12 protein-coding genes and 3 pseudogenes are annotated in these 19,014 nt (G+C 62.2%); 10 read left to right on the forward strand and 5 right to left on the reverse strand.

From position 1 onward, the window contains the following. The first annotated feature begins 194 nt into the window (after nt 1–194). On the forward strand, nt 195–2,588 hold the full coding sequence (locus tag BLU24_RS25210) for a heavy metal translocating P-type ATPase (RefSeq protein WP_093105021.1): 2,394 nt from the start codon (nt 195–197) through the stop codon (nt 2,586–2,588). Then, the gene (gene cueR / locus BLU24_RS25215; protein WP_090281149.1) at nt 2,585–2,998 is read left to right on the forward strand and encodes a Cu(I)-responsive transcriptional regulator; all 414 of its coding nucleotides are present in this window, start codon (nt 2,585–2,587) and stop codon (nt 2,996–2,998) included. The genes BLU24_RS25210 and cueR overlap by 4 nt, the downstream gene beginning before the upstream one ends. Here the strand turns inward: cueR and BLU24_RS25220 are convergent. Both BLU24_RS25220 and BLU24_RS25225 read right to left on the reverse strand, forming a co-directional pair. Then, a complete protein-coding gene (locus BLU24_RS25220) occupies nt 2,952–4,160 on the reverse strand; it encodes an MFS transporter (protein ID WP_093105025.1) in 1,209 nt (402 codons plus the stop codon). The genes cueR and BLU24_RS25220 overlap by 47 nt on opposite strands. Nucleotides 4,161–4,389: 229 nt before the next feature. Then, entirely contained in the window at nt 4,390–5,286 is an 897-nt protein-coding gene (locus tag BLU24_RS25225) for a PA4780 family RIO1-like protein kinase (RefSeq protein ID WP_093105029.1), read from the reverse strand. 603 nt (nt 5,287–5,889) lie between these two features. On the opposite strand from BLU24_RS25225, the pseudogene BLU24_RS28300 reads away from it, so the two are divergent. Beyond that, nucleotides 5,890–6,774, forward strand: a pseudogene (locus BLU24_RS28300) (cache domain-containing protein); the annotation flags it as partial. A gap of 306 nt (nt 6,775–7,080) precedes the next feature. Beyond that, nucleotides 7,081–7,680: pseudogene (locus BLU24_RS28305) on the forward strand (methyl-accepting chemotaxis protein); the annotation flags it as partial. Between the two features lie 233 nt (nt 7,681–7,913). Here BLU24_RS28305 and BLU24_RS25235 read toward each other — a convergent pair. Continuing rightward, nucleotides 7,914–9,191 (reverse strand): acetyl-CoA C-acetyltransferase, encoded by a 1,278-nt coding sequence (locus tag BLU24_RS25235; RefSeq protein WP_093105035.1) that lies wholly within the window; start codon nt 9,189–9,191, stop codon nt 7,914–7,916. A gap of 231 nt (nt 9,192–9,422) precedes the next feature. Here BLU24_RS25235 and BLU24_RS25240 point away from each other — a divergent pair, with 231 nt between their 5' ends. The 5 genes and pseudogenes from BLU24_RS25240 to BLU24_RS25260 all read left to right on the forward strand — a co-directional run. Further along, complete coding sequence (locus BLU24_RS25240; protein ID WP_093105040.1) at nt 9,423–10,775, forward strand: 3-oxoacyl-ACP reductase; 1,353 nt, start codon at nt 9,423–9,425, stop codon at nt 10,773–10,775. 2 nt (nt 10,776–10,777) lie between these two features. After that, the gene (locus tag BLU24_RS25245; protein WP_093105044.1) at nt 10,778–11,632 is read left to right on the forward strand and encodes a MaoC family dehydratase; all 855 of its coding nucleotides are present in this window, start codon (nt 10,778–10,780) and stop codon (nt 11,630–11,632) included. A gap of 302 nt (nt 11,633–11,934) precedes the next feature. Then, on the forward strand, nt 11,935–13,500 hold the full coding sequence (locus BLU24_RS25250) for a collagen-like triple helix repeat-containing protein (RefSeq protein ID WP_093105047.1): 1,566 nt from the start codon (nt 11,935–11,937) through the stop codon (nt 13,498–13,500). Nucleotides 13,501–13,634: 134 nt separating this feature from the next. Further along, entirely contained in the window at nt 13,635–15,305 is a 1,671-nt protein-coding gene (locus tag BLU24_RS25255; RefSeq protein ID WP_093105050.1) for a ShlB/FhaC/HecB family hemolysin secretion/activation protein, read from the forward strand. Nucleotides 15,306–15,893: 588 nt separating this feature from the next. Further along, nucleotides 15,894–16,175, forward strand: a pseudogene (locus BLU24_RS25260) (ShlB/FhaC/HecB family hemolysin secretion/activation protein); the annotation flags it as partial. An 879-nt stretch (nt 16,176–17,054) separates the two neighbouring features. Here the strand turns inward: BLU24_RS25260 and BLU24_RS25265 are convergent. After that, nucleotides 17,055–17,456, reverse strand: coding sequence for a response regulator (locus tag BLU24_RS25265; RefSeq protein WP_093105058.1), 402 nt, complete (start codon nt 17,454–17,456; stop codon nt 17,055–17,057). A gap of 71 nt (nt 17,457–17,527) precedes the next feature. Then, nucleotides 17,528–17,734 (reverse strand): Flp family type IVb pilin, encoded by a 207-nt coding sequence (locus tag BLU24_RS25270; protein ID WP_093106955.1) that lies wholly within the window; start codon nt 17,732–17,734, stop codon nt 17,528–17,530. 338 nt (nt 17,735–18,072) lie between these two features. Here BLU24_RS25270 and cpaB point away from each other — a divergent pair, with 338 nt between their 5' ends. Next, a complete protein-coding gene (cpaB, locus tag BLU24_RS25275; protein WP_093105062.1) occupies nt 18,073–19,014 on the forward strand; it encodes a Flp pilus assembly protein CpaB in 942 nt (313 codons plus the stop codon).

Below are 19,014 nucleotides of genomic sequence, written 5' to 3' on the forward strand. Positions count from 1 at the left end.
ACCTGAAACTGTGGGAGCCAGCCTGCTGGCGATGAGGGTGTGTCTGCGGACTTCATTGCTGAATGACACACCGCAATCGCCAGCAGGCTGGCTCCCGCTTTTTTCTGCTCTGCGGCGATTCGAACATTGGTGCTTGACCTTGCCCGCATGGCAAGGTTGATCCTTGCAGGCCTCTACTGCAGGGAGTACGACCAATGTCCGATTCCACCACGTTTGATCTGCCGATTGCCGGCATGACCTGCGCCAGTTGCGCCGGACGTGTCGAACGCGCCTTGAGCAAAGTCAGCGGCGCCCGCGACGTCAGCGTCAACCTCGCCACTGAACAGGCCCGCGTGCAGGCGCCGGGCGACAGCTTGCCGGCGTTGCTCGAAGCCGTTGAGCGCGCCGGTTACAGCGTCCCCCAGCAAACCCTCGAATTGAGTATCGACGGCATGACCTGCGCGTCCTGCGTCGGCCGCGTCGGGCGCGCGTTGAACAAAGTCGCCGGGGTGAAAAGCGTCAGCGTCAACCTCGCCAGCGAACGTGCGCACCTGGAAATGCTCGGCCAAATCGATCAGCAAACGCTGCTCGACGCGGTGAGCAAGGCCGGTTACTCCGCCAGCGTCTGGCAAGCCGAAGCGGCGAAAACCGATAACCAGCAACAGCGCCTCAAGCACGAGCGCTGGACGCTGATTTGCGCGATTGCTCTGGCTCTGCCGCTGGTGGCGCCGATGGTGCTGCAACCGTTCGGCCTGCACTGGATGCTCCCGGCGTGGGCGCAATTCGCCCTCGCCACGCCGGTGCAATTCATTTTCGGCGCACGTTTCTATGTCGCCGCGTGGAAAGCCGTGCGCGCCGGCGCCGGCAACATGGACTTGCTGGTGGCCCTGGGCACCAGCGCCGGTTATGGCTTGAGCCTCTATGAATGGGCTACCGCCGCCGGACGCATGCCGCATCTGTATTTCGAAGCCTCGGCGGTGGTCATCGCCCTGGTGCTGCTCGGCAAATACCTGGAAAGCCGCGCCAAACGCCAGACTGCCAGCGCCATCCGTGCCCTTGAAGCGTTGCGCCCGGAACGCGCGATTCAGGTGATCGACGGCCGCGAGCAGGACGTCGCCATCAGCGCCCTGCGTCTCAACGACGTGGTACTGGTCAAACCCGGCGAACGCTTTCCGGTCGACGGCGAAGTCATCGACGGCCAGAGCCACGCCGACGAAGCGCTGATCAGCGGCGAAAGCCTGCCGGTGCCGAAACAACCCGGCGACCCGGTGACCGGTGGCGCGATCAACGGTGAGGGGCGCTTGCTGGTGCGCACTCAAGCGCTGGGTGCGGAAAGCGTACTGGCACGGATCATCCGTCTGGTCGAAAACGCGCAAGCGGCGAAAGCGCCGATCCAGAAGCTGGTGGATAAAGTCAGCCAGATTTTCGTGCCGACGGTGCTGCTGATTGCTCTGGCGACGCTGATCGGCTGGTGGCTCTACGGCGCGCCGATGGAAACCGCGCTGATCAATGCCGTCGCGGTGTTGGTCATCGCCTGCCCTTGCGCCCTCGGCCTCGCCACGCCGACCGCGATCATGGCCGGCACCGGCGTGGCGGCGCGCTACGGCATTCTGATCAAGGACGCCGAAGCACTGGAGCGCGCCCATGCCGTCACCACCGTGGTGTTCGACAAGACCGGCACGCTGACGTCAGGCACGCCGCGTATTGCCCATATGAGTGCAATCGATGGCGACGAAGACACCCTGCTGAAACTGGCCGGGGCGCTGCAACGCGGCAGCGAACATCCACTGGCCAAAGCGGTGCTGGATGCCGCCGCTGAACGCGACCTGGATGTGCCGAATGTCAGCGACAGCCAGTCCCTGACCGGGCGCGGCATCGCCGGCACACTGGACGGTCGCCGCCTGGCCTTGGGCAATCGACGGTTACTCGAAGAAAGCGGATTGAACGCCGCGCCACTGAACGACAGTGCCACGGCCTGGGAAACCGAGGGCCGGACCCTGTCGTGGCTGATCGAGCAGAGCCCGCAGCCGCGCGTGCTCGGACTGTTCGCTTTCGGTGACACGCTGAAACCCGGCGCGCTGCAAGCCGTACAGCAACTTGCCGCGCGCCATATTCACAGCCATCTGCTGACCGGCGACAACCGCGGTAGTGCGCGGGTGGTCGCTGAGGCGCTGGGCATCGCCCATGTCCACGCCGAAGTGTTGCCGGCAGACAAGGCAGCTACCGTCACCGAACTGAAGAAGGCCGGCGTGGTGGCGATGGTCGGCGACGGCATCAACGATGCGCCGGCCCTGGCCGCCGCCGACATCGGTATCGCCATGGGCGGCGGCACCGATGTCGCCATGCACGCCGCCGGCATCACCCTGATGCGCGGCGACCCGCGACTGGTGCCGGCGGCGCTGGAGATCAGCCGCAAGACCTACGCGAAGATCCGCCAGAACCTGTTCTGGGCCTTTGTCTACAACCTGATCGGCATTCCGCTGGCGGCGTTCGGCTTCCTCAATCCGGTGCTGGCCGGCGCGGCCATGGCCTTGTCGAGCGTCAGCGTGGTGAGCAATGCGCTACTGTTGAAAACCTGGAAACCCGATGAGTTGGAGGAACAGCGATGAACATCGGCCAAGCGGCCCGGCAGAGTGGCCTCAGCGCAAAAATGATCCGCTATTACGAGTCGATCGGTTTGCTCAAAGCGGCCCATCGTACCGACGCCGGTTACCGCGTCTACGGTAGCGATGACTTGCACACCCTGGCGTTCATCAAGCGCTCGCGGGACCTGGGTTTTTCGCTCGAAGAAGTCGGCAAGCTGCTGACCCTGTGGCAGGACCGCCAGCGCGCCAGCGCCGATGTGAAGGCCCTGGCGCGCCAACACATCGACGAGCTGAATCAGAAGATCCGCGAGCTGGGCGAGTTGCGCGACACCCTGCAGGATCTGGTCGAACACTGCAGCGGCGACCAGCGCCCCGACTGCCCGATTCTCAAGGAACTGGCGTCGGGCTGCTGCGCGCAACCCGCGCGCGCCTGAGCGCCAGCACTTTCAGCACAAGCAGCGTGCCGAGGGGAATGCCGTGGAACAGCGAAACCACGGCTCCCGGCGTCCACCATTGATAGAACGGTGCGGCGACGAGCATGCCGATGCCGAAACCGGTCATTTGCAGCAGAGTGAGGACGCTGAAGATCGGCAGGCGCAGTGACTCGGGCTCGCGTTGCAGGCGCGACATCAGGCTGACTTCGGAAATCCCGTCACCGAGGCCGGCCGGCAGGGCAAACAACAGCAAGCCATACAGGCTGTGCTGCTGGAACATCAGGATGAACCCACAGGACATCACGGCCACGCCGAGGAAATATCGACGCTGCAAATCGCTGTTGCCCGTAGCCTTGAAGCGACTGGCGATACGCGCACCGAGCAGCTTGCCGCAGGCCCATACCGCCAGTGCCAGGCCCAGCGTCGTGCTTGCCGACTCGGGCGTGAGCAGTTTCGAAATGATCGGGAAGCCGACGTTGTGTGCGGCGCTGCCGAGGGTATCGGCCATGGTCACGGCGAGCATCGCCGCGACCACCGGGGCACCGCGCAGACCTTTTTTGAGGGCGGTCCATTCGCCGCGTTCGGGTACATCGTTGACGGTCGTGGCGGCAAAACGCAGCGGCACAATCAACAGCGCGGCCAGTACATAGGTCAGCGCATTCAGGGCGAACACCGTTGCAAAACCAAACCCCGCCACCAGCAATCCCGACACCAGACTGCCGCCGACCATTGCTGCCGACGAGGCTGAAGTGATCCAGGCATTGGCCTTGAGCAATTGCGCCGGCTCGATCAAGCGCGGGAGCTGGCTGTTCACGCCAATCGCGAACATCGAGTTGCCCAAACCGAGCACGAAGGCGATCAGCGGCAGCAGCAGCGCTTGTTGGCCGACCGGCACAATCAGCAGCAACGCCAATGCGCCAGCGCGCAGTAAATCAAAAGCGATCAACGGCACGCGGCCGCTGCAGCGGCGGTAGAACGCGGTGCCGATCAGGCTGGCAAAAATCCCGCCGCCGACGCGGCTGGCGAGGAAGATGCCGACGCTCATGGCGCTGTTGCTCAGCAGGTAGACGTAAGTGGCCAACGCGACCATGTTGAGGAAAGCGCCGAAATCGGAGATCAGCCGCGCGCTGACGATCAGCTGGAGATTGCGGGGGGTGGGCACATTCAGTCCTTGAGTGTGGTTGGAGCCGGTGAGAGTCCCATACAACTTCCAACAACACCACAACCCCTGTAGGAGTGAGCCTGCTCGCGATTGCGGCGGTTCAGCCGATGGAGATGCTGACTGTGCTGACGCTATCGCGAGCAGGCTCACTCCTACAGGGGAATCGTGGTGCATTGGCAACGGAGCAAGCACAAAAAACCCGGCCGAAGCCGGGTTTGTGTTCACGCGTTCAATGCATCCACGGCGGTGGAGGCGGTTCCTCGGACTTGCCTTTAGGCTCGTCGTCGGCCGCGCGAATGGCCTGCTTGCGTTCCTCGTCGAGGCGCGCCGCTTCGATCTCGCGCAACACGCCGCCCACATCGGCCAGGTCTTCCGGATCGTCGAACTCACCGGTCAGCACGCTGTTGGGGTGCAAGGTGCCGGCTTCATACAACGCCCACATTTCCTTGGCGTACTTGGTCTTCTTCAGCTCCGGGGCAAAGCGACCGAAGTACGAAGCCATGTTGCCGACATCGCGCTCGAGCATGCTGAATGCGTGGTTGTTGCCGGCGGCGTCGACCGCTTGCGGCAGGTCGATGATCACCGGGCCGGTCGGGGTCAGCAGCACGTTGAACTCCGAGAGGTCACCGTGCACCAGACCGGTACACAACATCAGCACGATCTGCGAAATCAGGAACGCGTGATATTCGCGCGCCTGATCCGGCTCCAGCACCACGTCGTTCAGACGCGGCGCAGCGTCGCCGAACTCGTCGGCCACCAGCTCCATCAACAGCACGCCGTCGAGGAAGTCATAGGGTTTGGGCACGCGTACGCCGGCACCGGCCAGACGGAACAGCGCCGCCACTTCGGCGTTCTGCCAGGCGTCTTCGGTCTCTTTGCGGCCGAACTTGGAGCCCTTGGCCATCGCGCGAGCCTGTCGGCTGTTGCGCACCTTGCGACCTTCCTGATACTCGGCCGCCTGGCGGAAACTGCGTTTGTTCGCCTCCTTGTAGACCTTGGCGCAACGTAACTGATTGCCGCAGCGCACCACATAAACAGCTGCCTCTTTGCCACTCATCAGTGGGCGCAGCACTTCGTCGACCAGACCGTCCTCGATCAGGGGTTCAATGCGTTTTGGAGTCTTCATCAGCTTTTATTGTGGGTCCTTTATTACCAAACACGCGAATGTCACTCGTTATACGGCAATCCTCGCATCACGGGGAGGGGGTGCCAACCTGTGAACGTCGAGAATGCACACACTGTGCCGGATTACAGGGCCAACTCTGCGCTCGCGCATCGACCGATGCGAATCATAGCCGAGCCCGGCGAATATGTTGGCCTCCGTCTGCAAGGGCATTTGCGACAGAATCTGACATGAGCGCCCGGCGACCCTTCGGCGGATTTTTTCCGCGCCGCCTCAATTTCCCGTTTGCGCAGCCGAAGCCCTGAATGACAGAGGGATCTGTTCGACAATCGTTCCACAACAACCTGCGATGCCGCGCCCAGGGAAACGGGTGATCCACAACGTTTTCGGCTGCCAATAAACCACAAGTCATCTGCACTGCGTGGGCCTACAAGAAAATCTGGAGCGCGGATGAACATCAAACAGAAGTTGACGTGGGCGTTTGCAATCATCGCCTGCTTGCCGGTGGTGCTGGTCGCTACCCTCGTGGTGATGAACCTGCGCAGCGATGCCCGGGACAGTTTTGTCGACAGCAGCGGCCGCGAGATCCGTCAGGTCAGCAACGCCATGCAGTTGTTTTTTGACGGCATCAGCCAGAACGTCGATTACCTGGCGTCGCAACCGCTGATCAAGAACACCGACGACAGCCTCAAGACCTACATGAGCGCCAACGCCGAAACCATCCCGCAGGGCGAGATGGACAAAAAGGTCTTTGCGTTTCTGCAGGACCTGGGCAACGCCCACCCCGCCTACGCCTATGCAATTGTCGGCACCGCTGCCGGCGGTTACGTGTCGTGGCCGGACGATCCCAAGCTGAACAACTACGACCCGCGCCAGCGCCCGTGGTACAAGGCCGCCCAGGCCAAACCGGGCAAACCGTTTCGCACCGCGGCTTATTACTGGGCGCAGGACGATGCCACCTACGTCAGCACCGTGCGCACCATCGACAACAAACTCGGCAGCAACGGCGGCGTGGTCAGCATCGACGTGACGCTCAAGCAGCTCACCGAGATCGTCAAGCAGATCAAACTGGGCGACAGCGGTTACCTGATGCTGCTGGAAAACAGTGGCACGGTACTGGTCGACCCGAAACAGCCAGAACACAACTTCAAGCCGCTCGACAGCCTCGGCGAGGGTTATGCGCAACTGGCCAAGGCTGGCAAAGGGCTGGTCGAAGTCGAGCTCAACGGCGAACGCTACATGGCCAACGTCTGGCCATCGGAGCAACTGGGCTGGACCTTTGTCGGCCTGATCAAGCAGAGCGATGTGATGAGTTCCGCCACGCAACTGACCTGGCTGATCGCAATCATTGCCGCCGTGCTCGCCGTGCTGTTCGCCGTGGTCGGCGCCAGTTTCGCCAGCCTCATCGTGCGGCCGATCCGCAGCGTCGCCAGTGGCCTGGAAGGCATCGCCCAGGGCGAAGGCGACCTGACCAAAAACCTCGATATCCGTGGCAGCGATGAAACCGCGCAACTGGCCAACTGGTTCAACCAGTTCCTGACGGCGATCCGCAGCCTGATCCAGCACATCGGCGGCGCGGCGGGAAAAATTCTCGCCACCTCGCAGAGCTCGACTCAGGTGTCCAGTGACATGGCCGAAGCGGCCGGGCGTCAGCGCGAGGCGGTCGATATGGTGTCGACGGCCTTCCATGAAATGGTCGCCACCGCCAACGAAGTCGCACGCTCGTGCAGTCAGGCGGCGGATTCTGCCGACAGCGGCCAGCGCCAGGCGCGGCAAGGCCAGCAACAGATCGATGCAGCGGTGCACAGCGTCGATCAGTTGAGCCAAGAACTCGAGCAGTCAGCGCAGTCGATGCAGCAACTGGAGCGCGACAGCACCGATATCCAGTCGATCCTCGGCACCATCCGCTCGATCGCCGAGCAGACCAACCTGCTGGCACTCAACGCCGCCATCGAGGCCGCGCGTGCCGGTGAACAGGGCCGCGGTTTTGCCGTGGTCGCCGACGAGGTTCGCGCGCTGGCCAAACGCACCGCGGATTCGACGGCGGAAATTGATGGTTTGCTCGGCAACCTGGCCAAGCGCACCAGTCAGGTCACCCAACAAATGCACGCCAGCCTGCAGGTCTCGCAGCAATCGGTGACGCGCATTGGCGAGGCGCGGGAAAGCTTCGGGCAGATCCGCGAATCGGTCGACGTGATCCGCGACATGAACACGCAGATCGCCACGGCGGCGGAAGAGCAGCACCAGGTGGCTGAGGACATTAATCGGCACATCAGCCAGATTCATGGGGATGCGCAGTTGGTGGCGGAATTGGCTAATTCGGCACGGCTGGATTCGCAGAGTCTGGCGGGGTTGTCGAATGAGTTGGATGGGTTGGTCAGACGGTTTCGGACCTAAGTTTGTGGCGGTCCTAAAAGCCCCCTCACCCCAGCCCTCTCCCAAAGGGAGAGGGGGCCGACCGCGGGGTCTGGCGTTGTCCATCGACCTGAAATACCGAGTCGAATATGGAATTCTCCAAATCGGTTCGATTCTGGATTCAACACGAGTCTCTCAGATCGGCGAATCTCCCCAATATCCCCCAATCAGTCCCCTCTCCCCCCGGGAGAGGGTTAGGGTGAGGGAAAGCTCTCTCAGCGTTCAACAATGGCAGTCACGCCCTGCCCACCCGCCGCACAAATCGAGATCAACCCGCGCCCCTTCCCCGCCGCATCCAGCAACTTCGCCAGGTTCGCCACAATCCGCCCACCCGTTGCTGCAAACGGATGCCCCGCCGCCAGTGAGCTGCCTTTCACATTCAGCCGGCTGCGGTCGATCGAGCCCAGCGGCGCGTCGAGGCCAAGGCGGGTTTTGCAGTAGTCGGGGTCTTCCCAGGCCTTGAGCGTGCACAGCACTTGCGCCGCGAACGCTTCATGAATTTCGTAGTAATCGAAATCCTGCAAGGTCAGGCCATTGCGCGCCAGCAAACGCGGCACCGCGTACACCGGGGCCATCAGCAAACCTTCGGCGCCGTTGACGAAATCCACCGCCGCCGCTTCGCCGTCGCGCAGGTACGCGAGGATCGGCAGACCACGTTCTCTGGCCCATTCTTCAGTGCCGAGCAGCACCACCGAGGCGCCATCGGTCAGCGGTGTGGAGTTGCCGGCGGTCAGCGTGCCTTTCGCGCTTTTCTCGAAGGCCGGTTTCAGGCTGGCGAGCTTTTCCGGGGTCAGGTCCGGGCGCAGGTTGTTGTCGCGGGTCAGGCCGAGGAACGGTGTCATCAGGTCGTTGTGCCAGCCTTCGCTGTAGGACGCGGCGAGTTTGTGATGGCTTTCGAGGGCCAGTTGATCCTGTTCTTCGCGGGGGATCTGCCACGTCTGCGCCATCAGCTCACAGTGCTGCCCCATCGACAGACCAGTGCGTGGCTCGCCGTTGCGCGGAAAATCCGGAATCAGATGCTGAGGCCGCAACTGCAGAAAGGACTTCAGCTTGTCGCCAGTGCTCTTGGCGCGGTTGGCTTGCAGGAGAATTCTGCGCAAGCCTTCGCTGACGCCGATCGGCGCATCCGACGTGGTATCCACGCCGCCAGCGATGCCGCAGTCGATCTGGCCGAGAGCGATCTTGTTTGCCACCAGGATCGCCGCTTCCAGACCGGTGCCGCAGGCTTGCTGGATGTCGTAGGCCGGGGTGGCCGGTGACAGGCGCGAGCCGAGCACGCATTCGCGGGTCAGATTCATATCCCGTGACAATTTCAGCACCGCGCCCGTGACCACCTCGCCGAGGCGCTGGCCATGCAGGTTATAGCGTTCGATCAGGCCTTCGAGGGCGGCGGTGAGCATCGCCTGATTGCTGGCCGTGGCGTACGGTCCGTTGGACCGGGCGAAGGGGATACGGTTACCGCCGATGATCGCGACGCGGCGCAGCTGGGTCATGAACAACTCCTTTTCACAATACACATGGAGCCCTGTGGGAGCTGGCTTGCCAGCGATGGGGCCGGCATATCCAATATCTTCGGTGGCTGACACTACGCCATCGCTGGCAAGCCAGCTCCCACAGGGTCGGTGGTCTACTCTGCTTTGCAGCGTAGGCCTTATTGCGCTGATCGAACGATTGATTGCCCTCGGCAGTCCACACTTTGAACCCCAACTTCTGGAGAGCGTTCCATGTCTGACCGCTATATCGACTTCGCCAACTCGTCCCTCGGCCATCGTCTGGTCGGGGCGTTGGGCCTGCCGTCGCCGGTGCGGCTGGAACGCTGGCAGGCCGGACGCCTGCGTCCGGTCGAGGGGGCGCTGCTGATCGGTGGCGGGCCACTGACCGAACGCATCAGTGCCTTTGCCAATCGCTTGACCGATGGCATCTACCGCTACGGCGAGCAACCGGCGAGCGCCAGCGAATGGATTCCGGGGCATGGGCCGAAACTCAAGGCGGTGGTGTTCGATGCCAGCGCATTGCAGCACACCGACCAGCTCAAGCAATTGCGCGAGTTTTTCCAGCCGTTACTGAAGAACCTCGAACACAGCGCACATCTGATCATTCTTGGTCGCCCGCCGGAAACCCTCAGCGATCCGTTCGCGGCGAGTGCACAGCGTGCGCTGGAAGGTTTTTCCCGTTCGCTGGCCAAGGAGCTGCGCAGCGGCGGCACGCTGCAACTGATCTATGTCGGCGAAGGCGCCGAAGATCAGCTGGAAGGCCCGCTGCGGTTTTTTCTCTCGCCCAAGAGCGCGTTCATCTCGGGTCAGGTGATTCGTCTCAGCCCCTGCGCCACGCCGGTCGGCGACTGGACGCGACCACTGGCCGGACGTAAAGCGCTGGTCACCGGCGCGGCGCGCGGCATCGGCGCATCGATTGCCGAAACCCTCGCTCGCGATGGTGCCGAAGTGATTCTGCTCGACGTGCCGCCGGCCAAAGCCGATCTGGAAGCCCTCGCCGCCCGCCTCGGCGGGCGCAGCATCACCCTGGATATCTGCGCGGAAGACGCCGCCGCGCAACTGATCGAACAGCTCCCGGACGGCCTCGACATTCTGGTGCACAACGCCGGGATTACCCGCGACAAGACCCTGGCCAACATGACCCCGGAATTCTGGGACGCGGTGCTCGCGGTCAATCTCAATGCCCCGCAGGTGCTGACCAAGGCCCTGCTCGACAGCGGCACCCTTCGTGACAACGCGCGGGTGGTTCTGCTCGCCTCGATCAGCGGCATCGCCGGCAACCGCGGGCAAACCAACTACGCCGCGAGCAAGGCCGGGTTGATCGGCCTGGCGCAAGCCTGGGCGCCGACTCTGCTGCCACGCGGCATCAGTATCAACGCCGTCGCGCCGGGTTTCATAGAAACGCAAATGACTGCACACATTCCCTTCGGCCTGCGCGAGGCCGGGCGCCGCATGAGTTCGCTGGGCCAGGGCGGCTTGCCGCAGGATGTCGCCGAAGCAGTGGCGTGGCTGGCACAACCCGGTAGTGGCGCGTTCACCGGGCAGGCGCTGCGGGTCTGCGGTCAAAGCGTTCTGGGGGCCTAGGCATGAGCATCGAATGGCACACGCTGGACCGCGAACCGAACCTGCCCGCGCTGTACGCCAGGGCGGCAACGCGGCGCAAGATCACTGGCACGCAATTGCCCGACCGAGGTTTGCGCTGCTGGGTCGACATCGATGGCAAACGTCTGGCGGCGTATCGCAAGGTCTGCGGCTTCAGCGACGACGGCCTGCTGCCACCGACGTATCCGCACATTCTTGCCTTCGCCTTGCAGATGCAGTTGCTCACTGACAGAGAATTCCCGTTCCCGCTGCTGGGACTGGTTCATCTGAGCAATCGCATTCGCGTGCTGCGACCGTTGGGCGCAATCAGCCGGGCGCAGCTCAGCGTGCGTGTGCACAACCTGCAAGCGCATGCCAAAGGCGCGACGTTCGATCTGTTGACCACACTGGATGATCAGCTCGGGCCGTTGTGGGAGGCGCAGAGCCAGATGCTCTGTCGCGGGGTGAAACTCGACGGCGAGCCCGCTGAACCAATCTGGCAACCCGCGCAAGCGCTGTTGGAGGTGGCGCACTGGCACGCGCCGGTGGATATCGGCCGGCAATACGCGAAAGTGTCCGGCGACTACAACCCGATCCACCTGAGCGCCGCCAGCGCAAAACTGTTCGGTTTCCCCACCGCCATCGCCCACGGTTTATGGAACAAGGCGCGCACGCTGGCGGCACTCTCCGAGCACCTGCCCAAAGCCAATCTGGAGATCGCCGTGCATTTTCGCAAACCGGTGCGCCTGCCCAGCGAAGTGACGTTGCTGGCGAGTGCGCCGGGTTCCAGCGGCGAGTTGCGACTGGTCGGCGCCGGAGATCTGGAGCACATGGTCGGCCAGTGGCAGCCGATTGCCTGAAGAATCGAGCGCAAAAAACCGTCAATTGTATGTATATAACTTAAGTTTTTTACATACCACTGCCCGCTTCCGAAAAATATCGAGCCTTGATTTTCAAGGCTTTTTTTTGCGTTGTTATGACCTGAGTATTAGTCCTTAGGCAGAGCGCCGCGTCCTTCGTATCAAGGCGTTAATACCAACTTGAGAATGGTGCGAAATGACTGATCGACTGAGATTAGAGCCATGGACGAGGCATCGCCGACAACAGATCGGCGGGCCATCGAAGGCAACGTAACGTTGTGACAGGTGCAGGAATCTCGATCATGAAAACTCAAGTGATGTGGTCCAAATCGGCAATCGCTCTGGCATTGATCCTCTCCCTCGGCATCGCCGGCTGCAGCAGCGGTGGTGGCGGCCATCGCAGCAGTTCGGGCAGTTCGACCGCAGACGGCACGGCGGGCACCGATGGGTCCGGCGGCGCTGGCGGCACCGCAGGCGGGGGTGATACCGCAGGCACTGGCGGCACTGGCGGCGGCACTGGTGGGACGGGTGGCGGCACTGGCGGAACCGGCGGCGGCACCGATCCGACAAACCCTACGACCCCGACGGATCCCACCAATCCGACTAACCCGACCACACCAGCGCTCGTGACCACGACGCTGGTGCAGGATGTCGGCAAAACCGTCAGCGGTGTCGGCGATGGCGTCGGCAAGATCGGCGACTCCCTGAGCAGCGTTCCAGTGGCTGGCGGCATCGTGCAAAGTGTGGCCAACACGACGGGCAATGTGGTCAGCACCCTCGGTGATGGCGTCAGTAACGGCATCGGCAAACTGGCCACCGACCCGAAAGGCCTGACCACCACCGTGGCCTCGGTCGGCGGCGTGGTGTCGGATGTCGGCGACGGTGTCTCGGACCTGAGCGGCAAACTGGCGAGCGCCACCAGCAGCGTGCCGGTAGTCGGCGGCGTGGTCACCAAAGTGGCGCCGGTTCTCGACGGAGTCGGGGTGAAAGTCACCATGCTCGGCGACACCCTCAACACCACCCTGAGCAATGGCCCGACCAGCCATCTGACCAATAAAGTCGGCAGCAGCCTGGTCCCGGTGATCGCCATGGTCGAGAGCACTACTGACAAACTCGGCGATGCCACCGGCCTCGGCGATCCGCTCAAAGGCGCCGTAGCGCAAGTGGGCGGCGCGGTAAACAGTCTTGGCGGTAAAGTCACCGGCGCCGGTAACGGCAATGCGCTGACCAATACCCTTGGCGGTGCGCTGAGCAACACTGGCACGGCGGTCGGCAAAGCCGGTGGTCTGGTGTCCAACGGCACCGGTTCCGGCACTGGCGGTGGTTTGGGTGGCGGCCTCGGCGGCACCGGCCTGCTGCAAACTGTCGGTGGCGCGGTGGTCAACGTCGGCGCAGGCCTCAACGCGGGCAACACCAATGGCGTGGTCAGTGCCGGTGGTGTGACCGCTGGCGGGCTAGGCAACACCATCGCTTCGCTCAACACGGTGCTCGGTGGCTCTGGTACTCCGATCACCGCCACTACATCACCCCTGGCCACGGTTGGCGCTGCTGTCGGCGCAGGCCTGAATCCGGTCACCAGCGCCGTCACCAGCGTCACCCAGCAAGTCGGCGCCGCCACTGGCCTTGGCTCACCCGTTGCCGGCCTCACCGGTCAGGTCGGCGGCGCGGTCAGCAGCCTCGGCAACACCATTGCCGCGACCAACAACCCGGTCACTACAGCGGTCGGTGGTCTGGTCACCAATGTCGGCGGCACCGTGGCGGCAGTGGGTGGTCTGGTCAACAGCGGCACTGCCACCGGTGGCACCACTGGCGGTCTGGGCGGGGTACTCGGTGGCCTGACCGGCGCTTTGAGCGGCACTCAACGCTAAATTGCACCTGGCCGATTCGACGGCCTTACCTACAGCGCCTACGCTTGGTTGAGGGCGGAAGACTCCCACGAGTCTTCCGCCTTTTTTCTCAGGAAAAATCCGCCCAGTGCTGCGATCTGACCATGGAGTGTCCTATGCGCGTAATGGCATCCCTGCTGCTGCTCAGTCTCACTTCCACCGCCTTCGCCGACACCCTGCCCAGCTTTCTCAACAGCAACGAAACCCTCCGCAACCTGCCCCAGCCGAACCTGCCGGCCGACGCCTATCGCCCGAGTGCCACGCCGCTGCAAGTGCCGGATCCGGGCGCGACTGCCGCGCAGCCGCTACTGATGGAAACCAAAGTTGATCTGAAGACCGTGCAGATCGAAGGCGGCACGATCTATCCGCTCAACGAACTGGCCGAAGTCTACAAACCGCTGATCGGCCGACAGACCAGCCTCGCCGATCTGATCGAAGCCACGCGCAACATCACCCGCCGCTATCAACAGGACGGCTATCTGCTGTCCTACGCGTTTTTGCCGCAACAGAACTTCGACGACGGCGTCGCCCGGGTAGTGCTGGTGGAGGGCTACGTGCGCGATATCCAGATGCAGGGCGATGTCGGCCGGGTCAAAGGTCTGCTCGATAAACTGGCGGCAAAGATCCAGGCCGAACGGCCGCTGACCCGCAAGACCTTCGAGCGCTACACCACGCTGATGACGCGTATACCCGGCGTAACGATCCAGGCCCAGGTGCCGCCGCCGGGCACCACCGATGGCGCCACCACGCTGATCGCCCAGGCCAGCCGCAAACCATTCACCAGCACCCTGAGCACCACCGAAGACAACCGCAACGGCCCCCAGGCCCTGCTCGGCGTCAGCAGCAATTCGCAGACGTCACTGGGCGAGCAACTGAGCCTCAGCGGCCTGTTTCCACCGGGCGATGACCAAGAGCACTACTACCGACTCGATTACAGCCAGTTCCTCGACAGCGAAGGCACCCAACTGAACGTCTCGGCCTCACGCTACCGCGCCGATCCCGATACCGAAGTGCTGGTCAACGGCGGCGGACGGCTCAGCACCCACCGCGAAAACGACCGCTACTCGATCGGCTTCAGCACACCCTTGATCACCTCCGCCAACGAACTGCTGACCGCCGGCTCACGCCTCTACGCGGTCGACGACAAGACCCGCTACGACGGCATCAACTTCCCGTTCAGCACCGAGTTGCGCACCGATGTCCGCGCCCTCGCCTTCGAAGGCGACTGGCGCAAGGCCGACGCTCGCCAACTGCGCATCCTCAGCGCCGGTGTCTATCAAGGCTTCGACAGCCTCGGCGCACACACCAATTACGACGACATCGACCTGGACTTCTTCCGCGTACGCCTGTCCGGGGTGCAGAGCGATAAATTCCTCGACAACTGGCAAGGCGTCCTCTCGGCCGCGCTGTACTGGAGCGACGACACCCTGCCCGACAGCGAACGCGCGGTGTTCGGCGGACAAAACTTCGGACGCGGCTACCCCGACGACCAAGCCTCCGGCGACAAGGGCTGGGGCGTGGCATACGAAGTCAACTACAGCTTCAACCGCGACGGCAACTGGCTGCGTATTCTGCAACCGTACGTCGTCCTCGACCGCTCACGCAGCTGGTTCAACCAACTGCCGGTACAGGCCAACAACCTCTCCTCGACAGCCATCGGGCTGCGGTTTGGCGACGCCAGGTACTACAACATATCGCTGGAAGTGGCCAAGGCCATGTCCGATGAAGCGCTGGACACGTTGAATCGCAAACCGCGGTATAGCGTCAGTTTCAGTTATCAGTTGTAGGAGGGAGGATGTTCGCGATGATGGTCTGAGACACAGATTATTTTGGCTGACCTGACGCATTCGCGAGCAGGCTCCCACCATTGGAATGGGTGCGTTCTGGAAAACATGGGGGGCTGTGAGGCCGCTATCGCGAGCAGGCTCACTCCTACAATTGGACTGTGTGTTTGCACTTAGAGATTAGGTGGCAGTGAGGCCGCCAATCGCCAGCGGGCTGGCTCCCACAGTTTGAATGGGGTGAGTTCTGCATAATATTCGTTGGCTGTGAGGGCGCCATCGCTGGCAAGCCAGCTCCCACATGTTTTGCGCTGATTTCAAGATCGGCGCATGACTTGTGGGAGCCAGCCTGCTGGCGATGAACGATAACGCGGTGGTGCTGCCGATCAGCCTGGCAAGCCAAAAGCCAACCCTCACCCTAGCCCTCTCCCGGAGGGAGAGGGGACTGACCGAGGTGGATGTGAGAGAGACGCCGACTTGGGATACCGAGTCGTACTCAGGTTCTGAACGGCCCACAAATCGGCTCTCCAGGGGGAGACGGCTGGGGTGAGGGGCGAATCCACCACCAATCCCAAGCCAACCACCCGCTTCTAAAAGGGCCGGGGCGTGGCATACGAAGTCAACTACAGCTTCAACCGCGACGGCAACTGGCTGCGCATCCTGCAACCGTACGTCGTCCTCGACCGCTCACGCAGCTGGTTCAACCAACTGCCGGTACAGGCCAACAACCTCTCCTCGACAGCCATCGGGCTGAGGTTTGGCGACGCCAGGTACTACAACATATCGCTCGAAGTGGCAAAGGCCATGTCCGATGAAGCGCTGGACACGTTGAATCGCAAACCGCGGTATAGCGTCAGTTTCAGTTATCAGTTGTAGGGGTGAGGGTGTTCGATGGCGGTTCGACAATAAGCTTGTTCAGGCTGAACAACCGCATTCGCGAGCAGGCTCACTCCTACAATTGGACTGTGTGTTTGCACTTAGAGATTAGGTGGCAGTGAGGCCGCCAATCGCCAGCAGGCTGGCTCCCACAGTTTGAATGGGGTGAGTTCTGCATAATATTCGTTGGCTGTGAGGGCGCCATCGCTGGCAAGCCAGCTCCCACAGGTTTTGCGCTGATTTCAAGATCGGCGCATGACGTGTGGGAGCCAGCCTGCTGGCGATGAACGATAATGCGGTGGTGCTGCCGATCAGCCTGGCAAGCCAAAAGCCAACCCTCACCCTAGCCCTCTCCCGGAGGGAGAGGGGACTGACCGAGCTGGATGCGAGAGCTACGCCGACTTGGGATACCGAGTCGTACGCAGGTTCTGAACGGCCCACAAATCGGCTCCCTCTCCAGGGGGAGAGGGCTGGGGTGAGGGGCGAATCCACCGAAAATCCCAAGCCATGCGTCGCTTCTCACCACTCAATAGGCCGAGTGTCAGCTCGCCTGCTTTTGATCTTGCGTCACCGGCGACATCGGAAGGCTGAGTGGAGGGATTGATCCGGGCGTGGGAGCGCAGCGACCGTACGACGAAGTCGTACACAGCGGAAGGAGGTGCAGCGAAGCAAACCGTAGCCGCTGCGCCCGGATCGATCCCGGAGCGAAGGGACCCGAGCCTGCGAGGGCCGTACGTAGGAGCTAGCGTTTTTTGCTTACTTTTTTAGGCGCTTGTAAAAAAGTAAGTCGCCGTAAGGGCGAAACCGCCAGCCGCCACACCCGAAGCAACGGATAAACCCCCAAACCCCAAGAACCCGGTCGGCCCAAAGGCCGCCGCGTCACCCACCCCGAACCTTGGGAAACAAATTATCCAGCGTCTCAAAAAGCCGAACGTGATAAATCGGCTTGCGAAACAGATCCAGCACCTGCAACCGCAACATATCGCTGACATCCTCCATATCCGCATGCCCCGACATCACAATCACCGGCAAATGCTCCCGCGCCGTATGCTCACGCAAGCGCCGGATCAGCGACATCCCCGATTCCTCCGGCATGCGCAGATCAGTAATCACCAGCGCAATATCCGGATGCCGGGTCAGGTGATGCAACGCCTGCTTCACCGAAGTCGCGGTATGACAGACAAAGTCCTCCCCCTCCAGCAACTCCGCCAACTCCAGCAACGCGTCCTCTTCATCGTCAACCAGAAGCAACTGTTGGCGGGGCATAGGGAGAGAATTCATGGGCAATCCCTGAAAACTGAAAGTAAACCAGAGTGTAGCCCGAGATCAGCCAACGGCGATCCACACCGCGATCAAGGCGTCGGCCTGGTTACAGCAGTCCCATCCAGACTGGTCAGAATGTTGTTGAAGATCGCCAGCACCCGGTCGCCCAACGGGGTAACAAACGCCACAACCACCACCGCGACCATCGCCACGACAATCGCATATTCAATCGCCGAAGCGCCCTCCTCGCTCTTGAACAACAAACGGGCCTTGGCCATCAGAAATTCCAGATTCATATCAAACATACGCCTGCTCCTTCGCGCCTCTGGCGCCGACACCACCACCGCGGCATGGTTCCACCGTGCTAGCTGAGCATTGTCAACAAACCCCCACCCAACAACTGTAAGAACGGATTAATCACAAAGCATTAATCCATGCCTATGTACGCCATTTCCAGCTGTTAATTGGCCAGGACCCATACTTTCGTGGGTTATTTGCCTGTCATTAATGGCGCTTTTGTACAGATCAGCTAGCGTGCAAATAGCGAAATAGTTGCATGTTCATAGCTGCAGAATCGGGAATTTCTCTCGTTAACAAGTTCGACGGGTAGTGCAGCAGGAAAGGGAGAGCCGTCATGAACAGTCGCGTCACCATGGCCCTCGCCGCCATCCTCTTGCTGGGCGCGATTTTTGTCGGTTATTGGGGATTGATCCTCAGTCGCCATCCGGCCCCCGTCGCGCAAGCACCGATCGCCCCGGCGGTCAGCGTTGAAAACACTGTCGCGATTGCCGAAGACCAGACTCGCCAACCGGTGGTGGTGCTGCTGCACGATGTGCCGCCCTTCACCGCACTGACGGCGGCAGATGTGACAGTAGAAAAATTGCGCAGCGCACCGGCCGGTAGCTTGAGCAATGTCGATCAGGCCATCGGTCGCACACCCTGGCGTTCCTTGAGCGCGGGCACCTGGCTCACCGATGAAAGTTTCAGCGCCGGCGGCACGCTGGCGCGGATGATCCGCAGCGATGAACGCGCGCTGACCGTGGCGGTTGATGAAGTGATCGGCGCGGCCGGGCAATTGCTGCCCGGCGATTACGTCGATGTGTTGCTCTACCTGCGTCAGGACGCCAGCAACCCGCAGCAGTCGGCGCAAATTGTCCTGCCGGCGATGCGTGTGCTCGGCGTCGGCGAGCAGTACGGCCTGACCAACGATGGCCAACCGGCCACGCCGACGCTCAGCACCGAAGACAAACTCAAACAGGATCAACGCCGCCTCGCGGCACGCACCGTGGTGCTCGCGGTGCCGCAGCAATTGCTGAGCCGCCTGATGCTTGCGACCCAGGCCGGCACCTTGCGCCTGGCCGTACGCAGCAGCGAAGAACAACGTCTGGCCAGATATTGGGCTGGCGAACAACAGTCCTCCGCGCACCTCGATAACGCCAACAGTCAGCTCTTCCAATTCACCCAACTGGCCATGGGCAGCGGACCGAAAACACCGTCCAGCAGCAGCTCAAACACAATCGCGCGCCCCGCGGTGGAAATCATCCGCGGCAATCAGCTCAGCCAACAAACCCCATGA

Origin of the sequence: Pseudomonas sp. Z003-0.4C(8344-21), from assembly GCF_900104975.1 — a bacterium.
Taxonomy (GTDB): Bacteria; Pseudomonadota; Gammaproteobacteria; order Pseudomonadales; family Pseudomonadaceae; genus Aquipseudomonas; species Aquipseudomonas granadensis.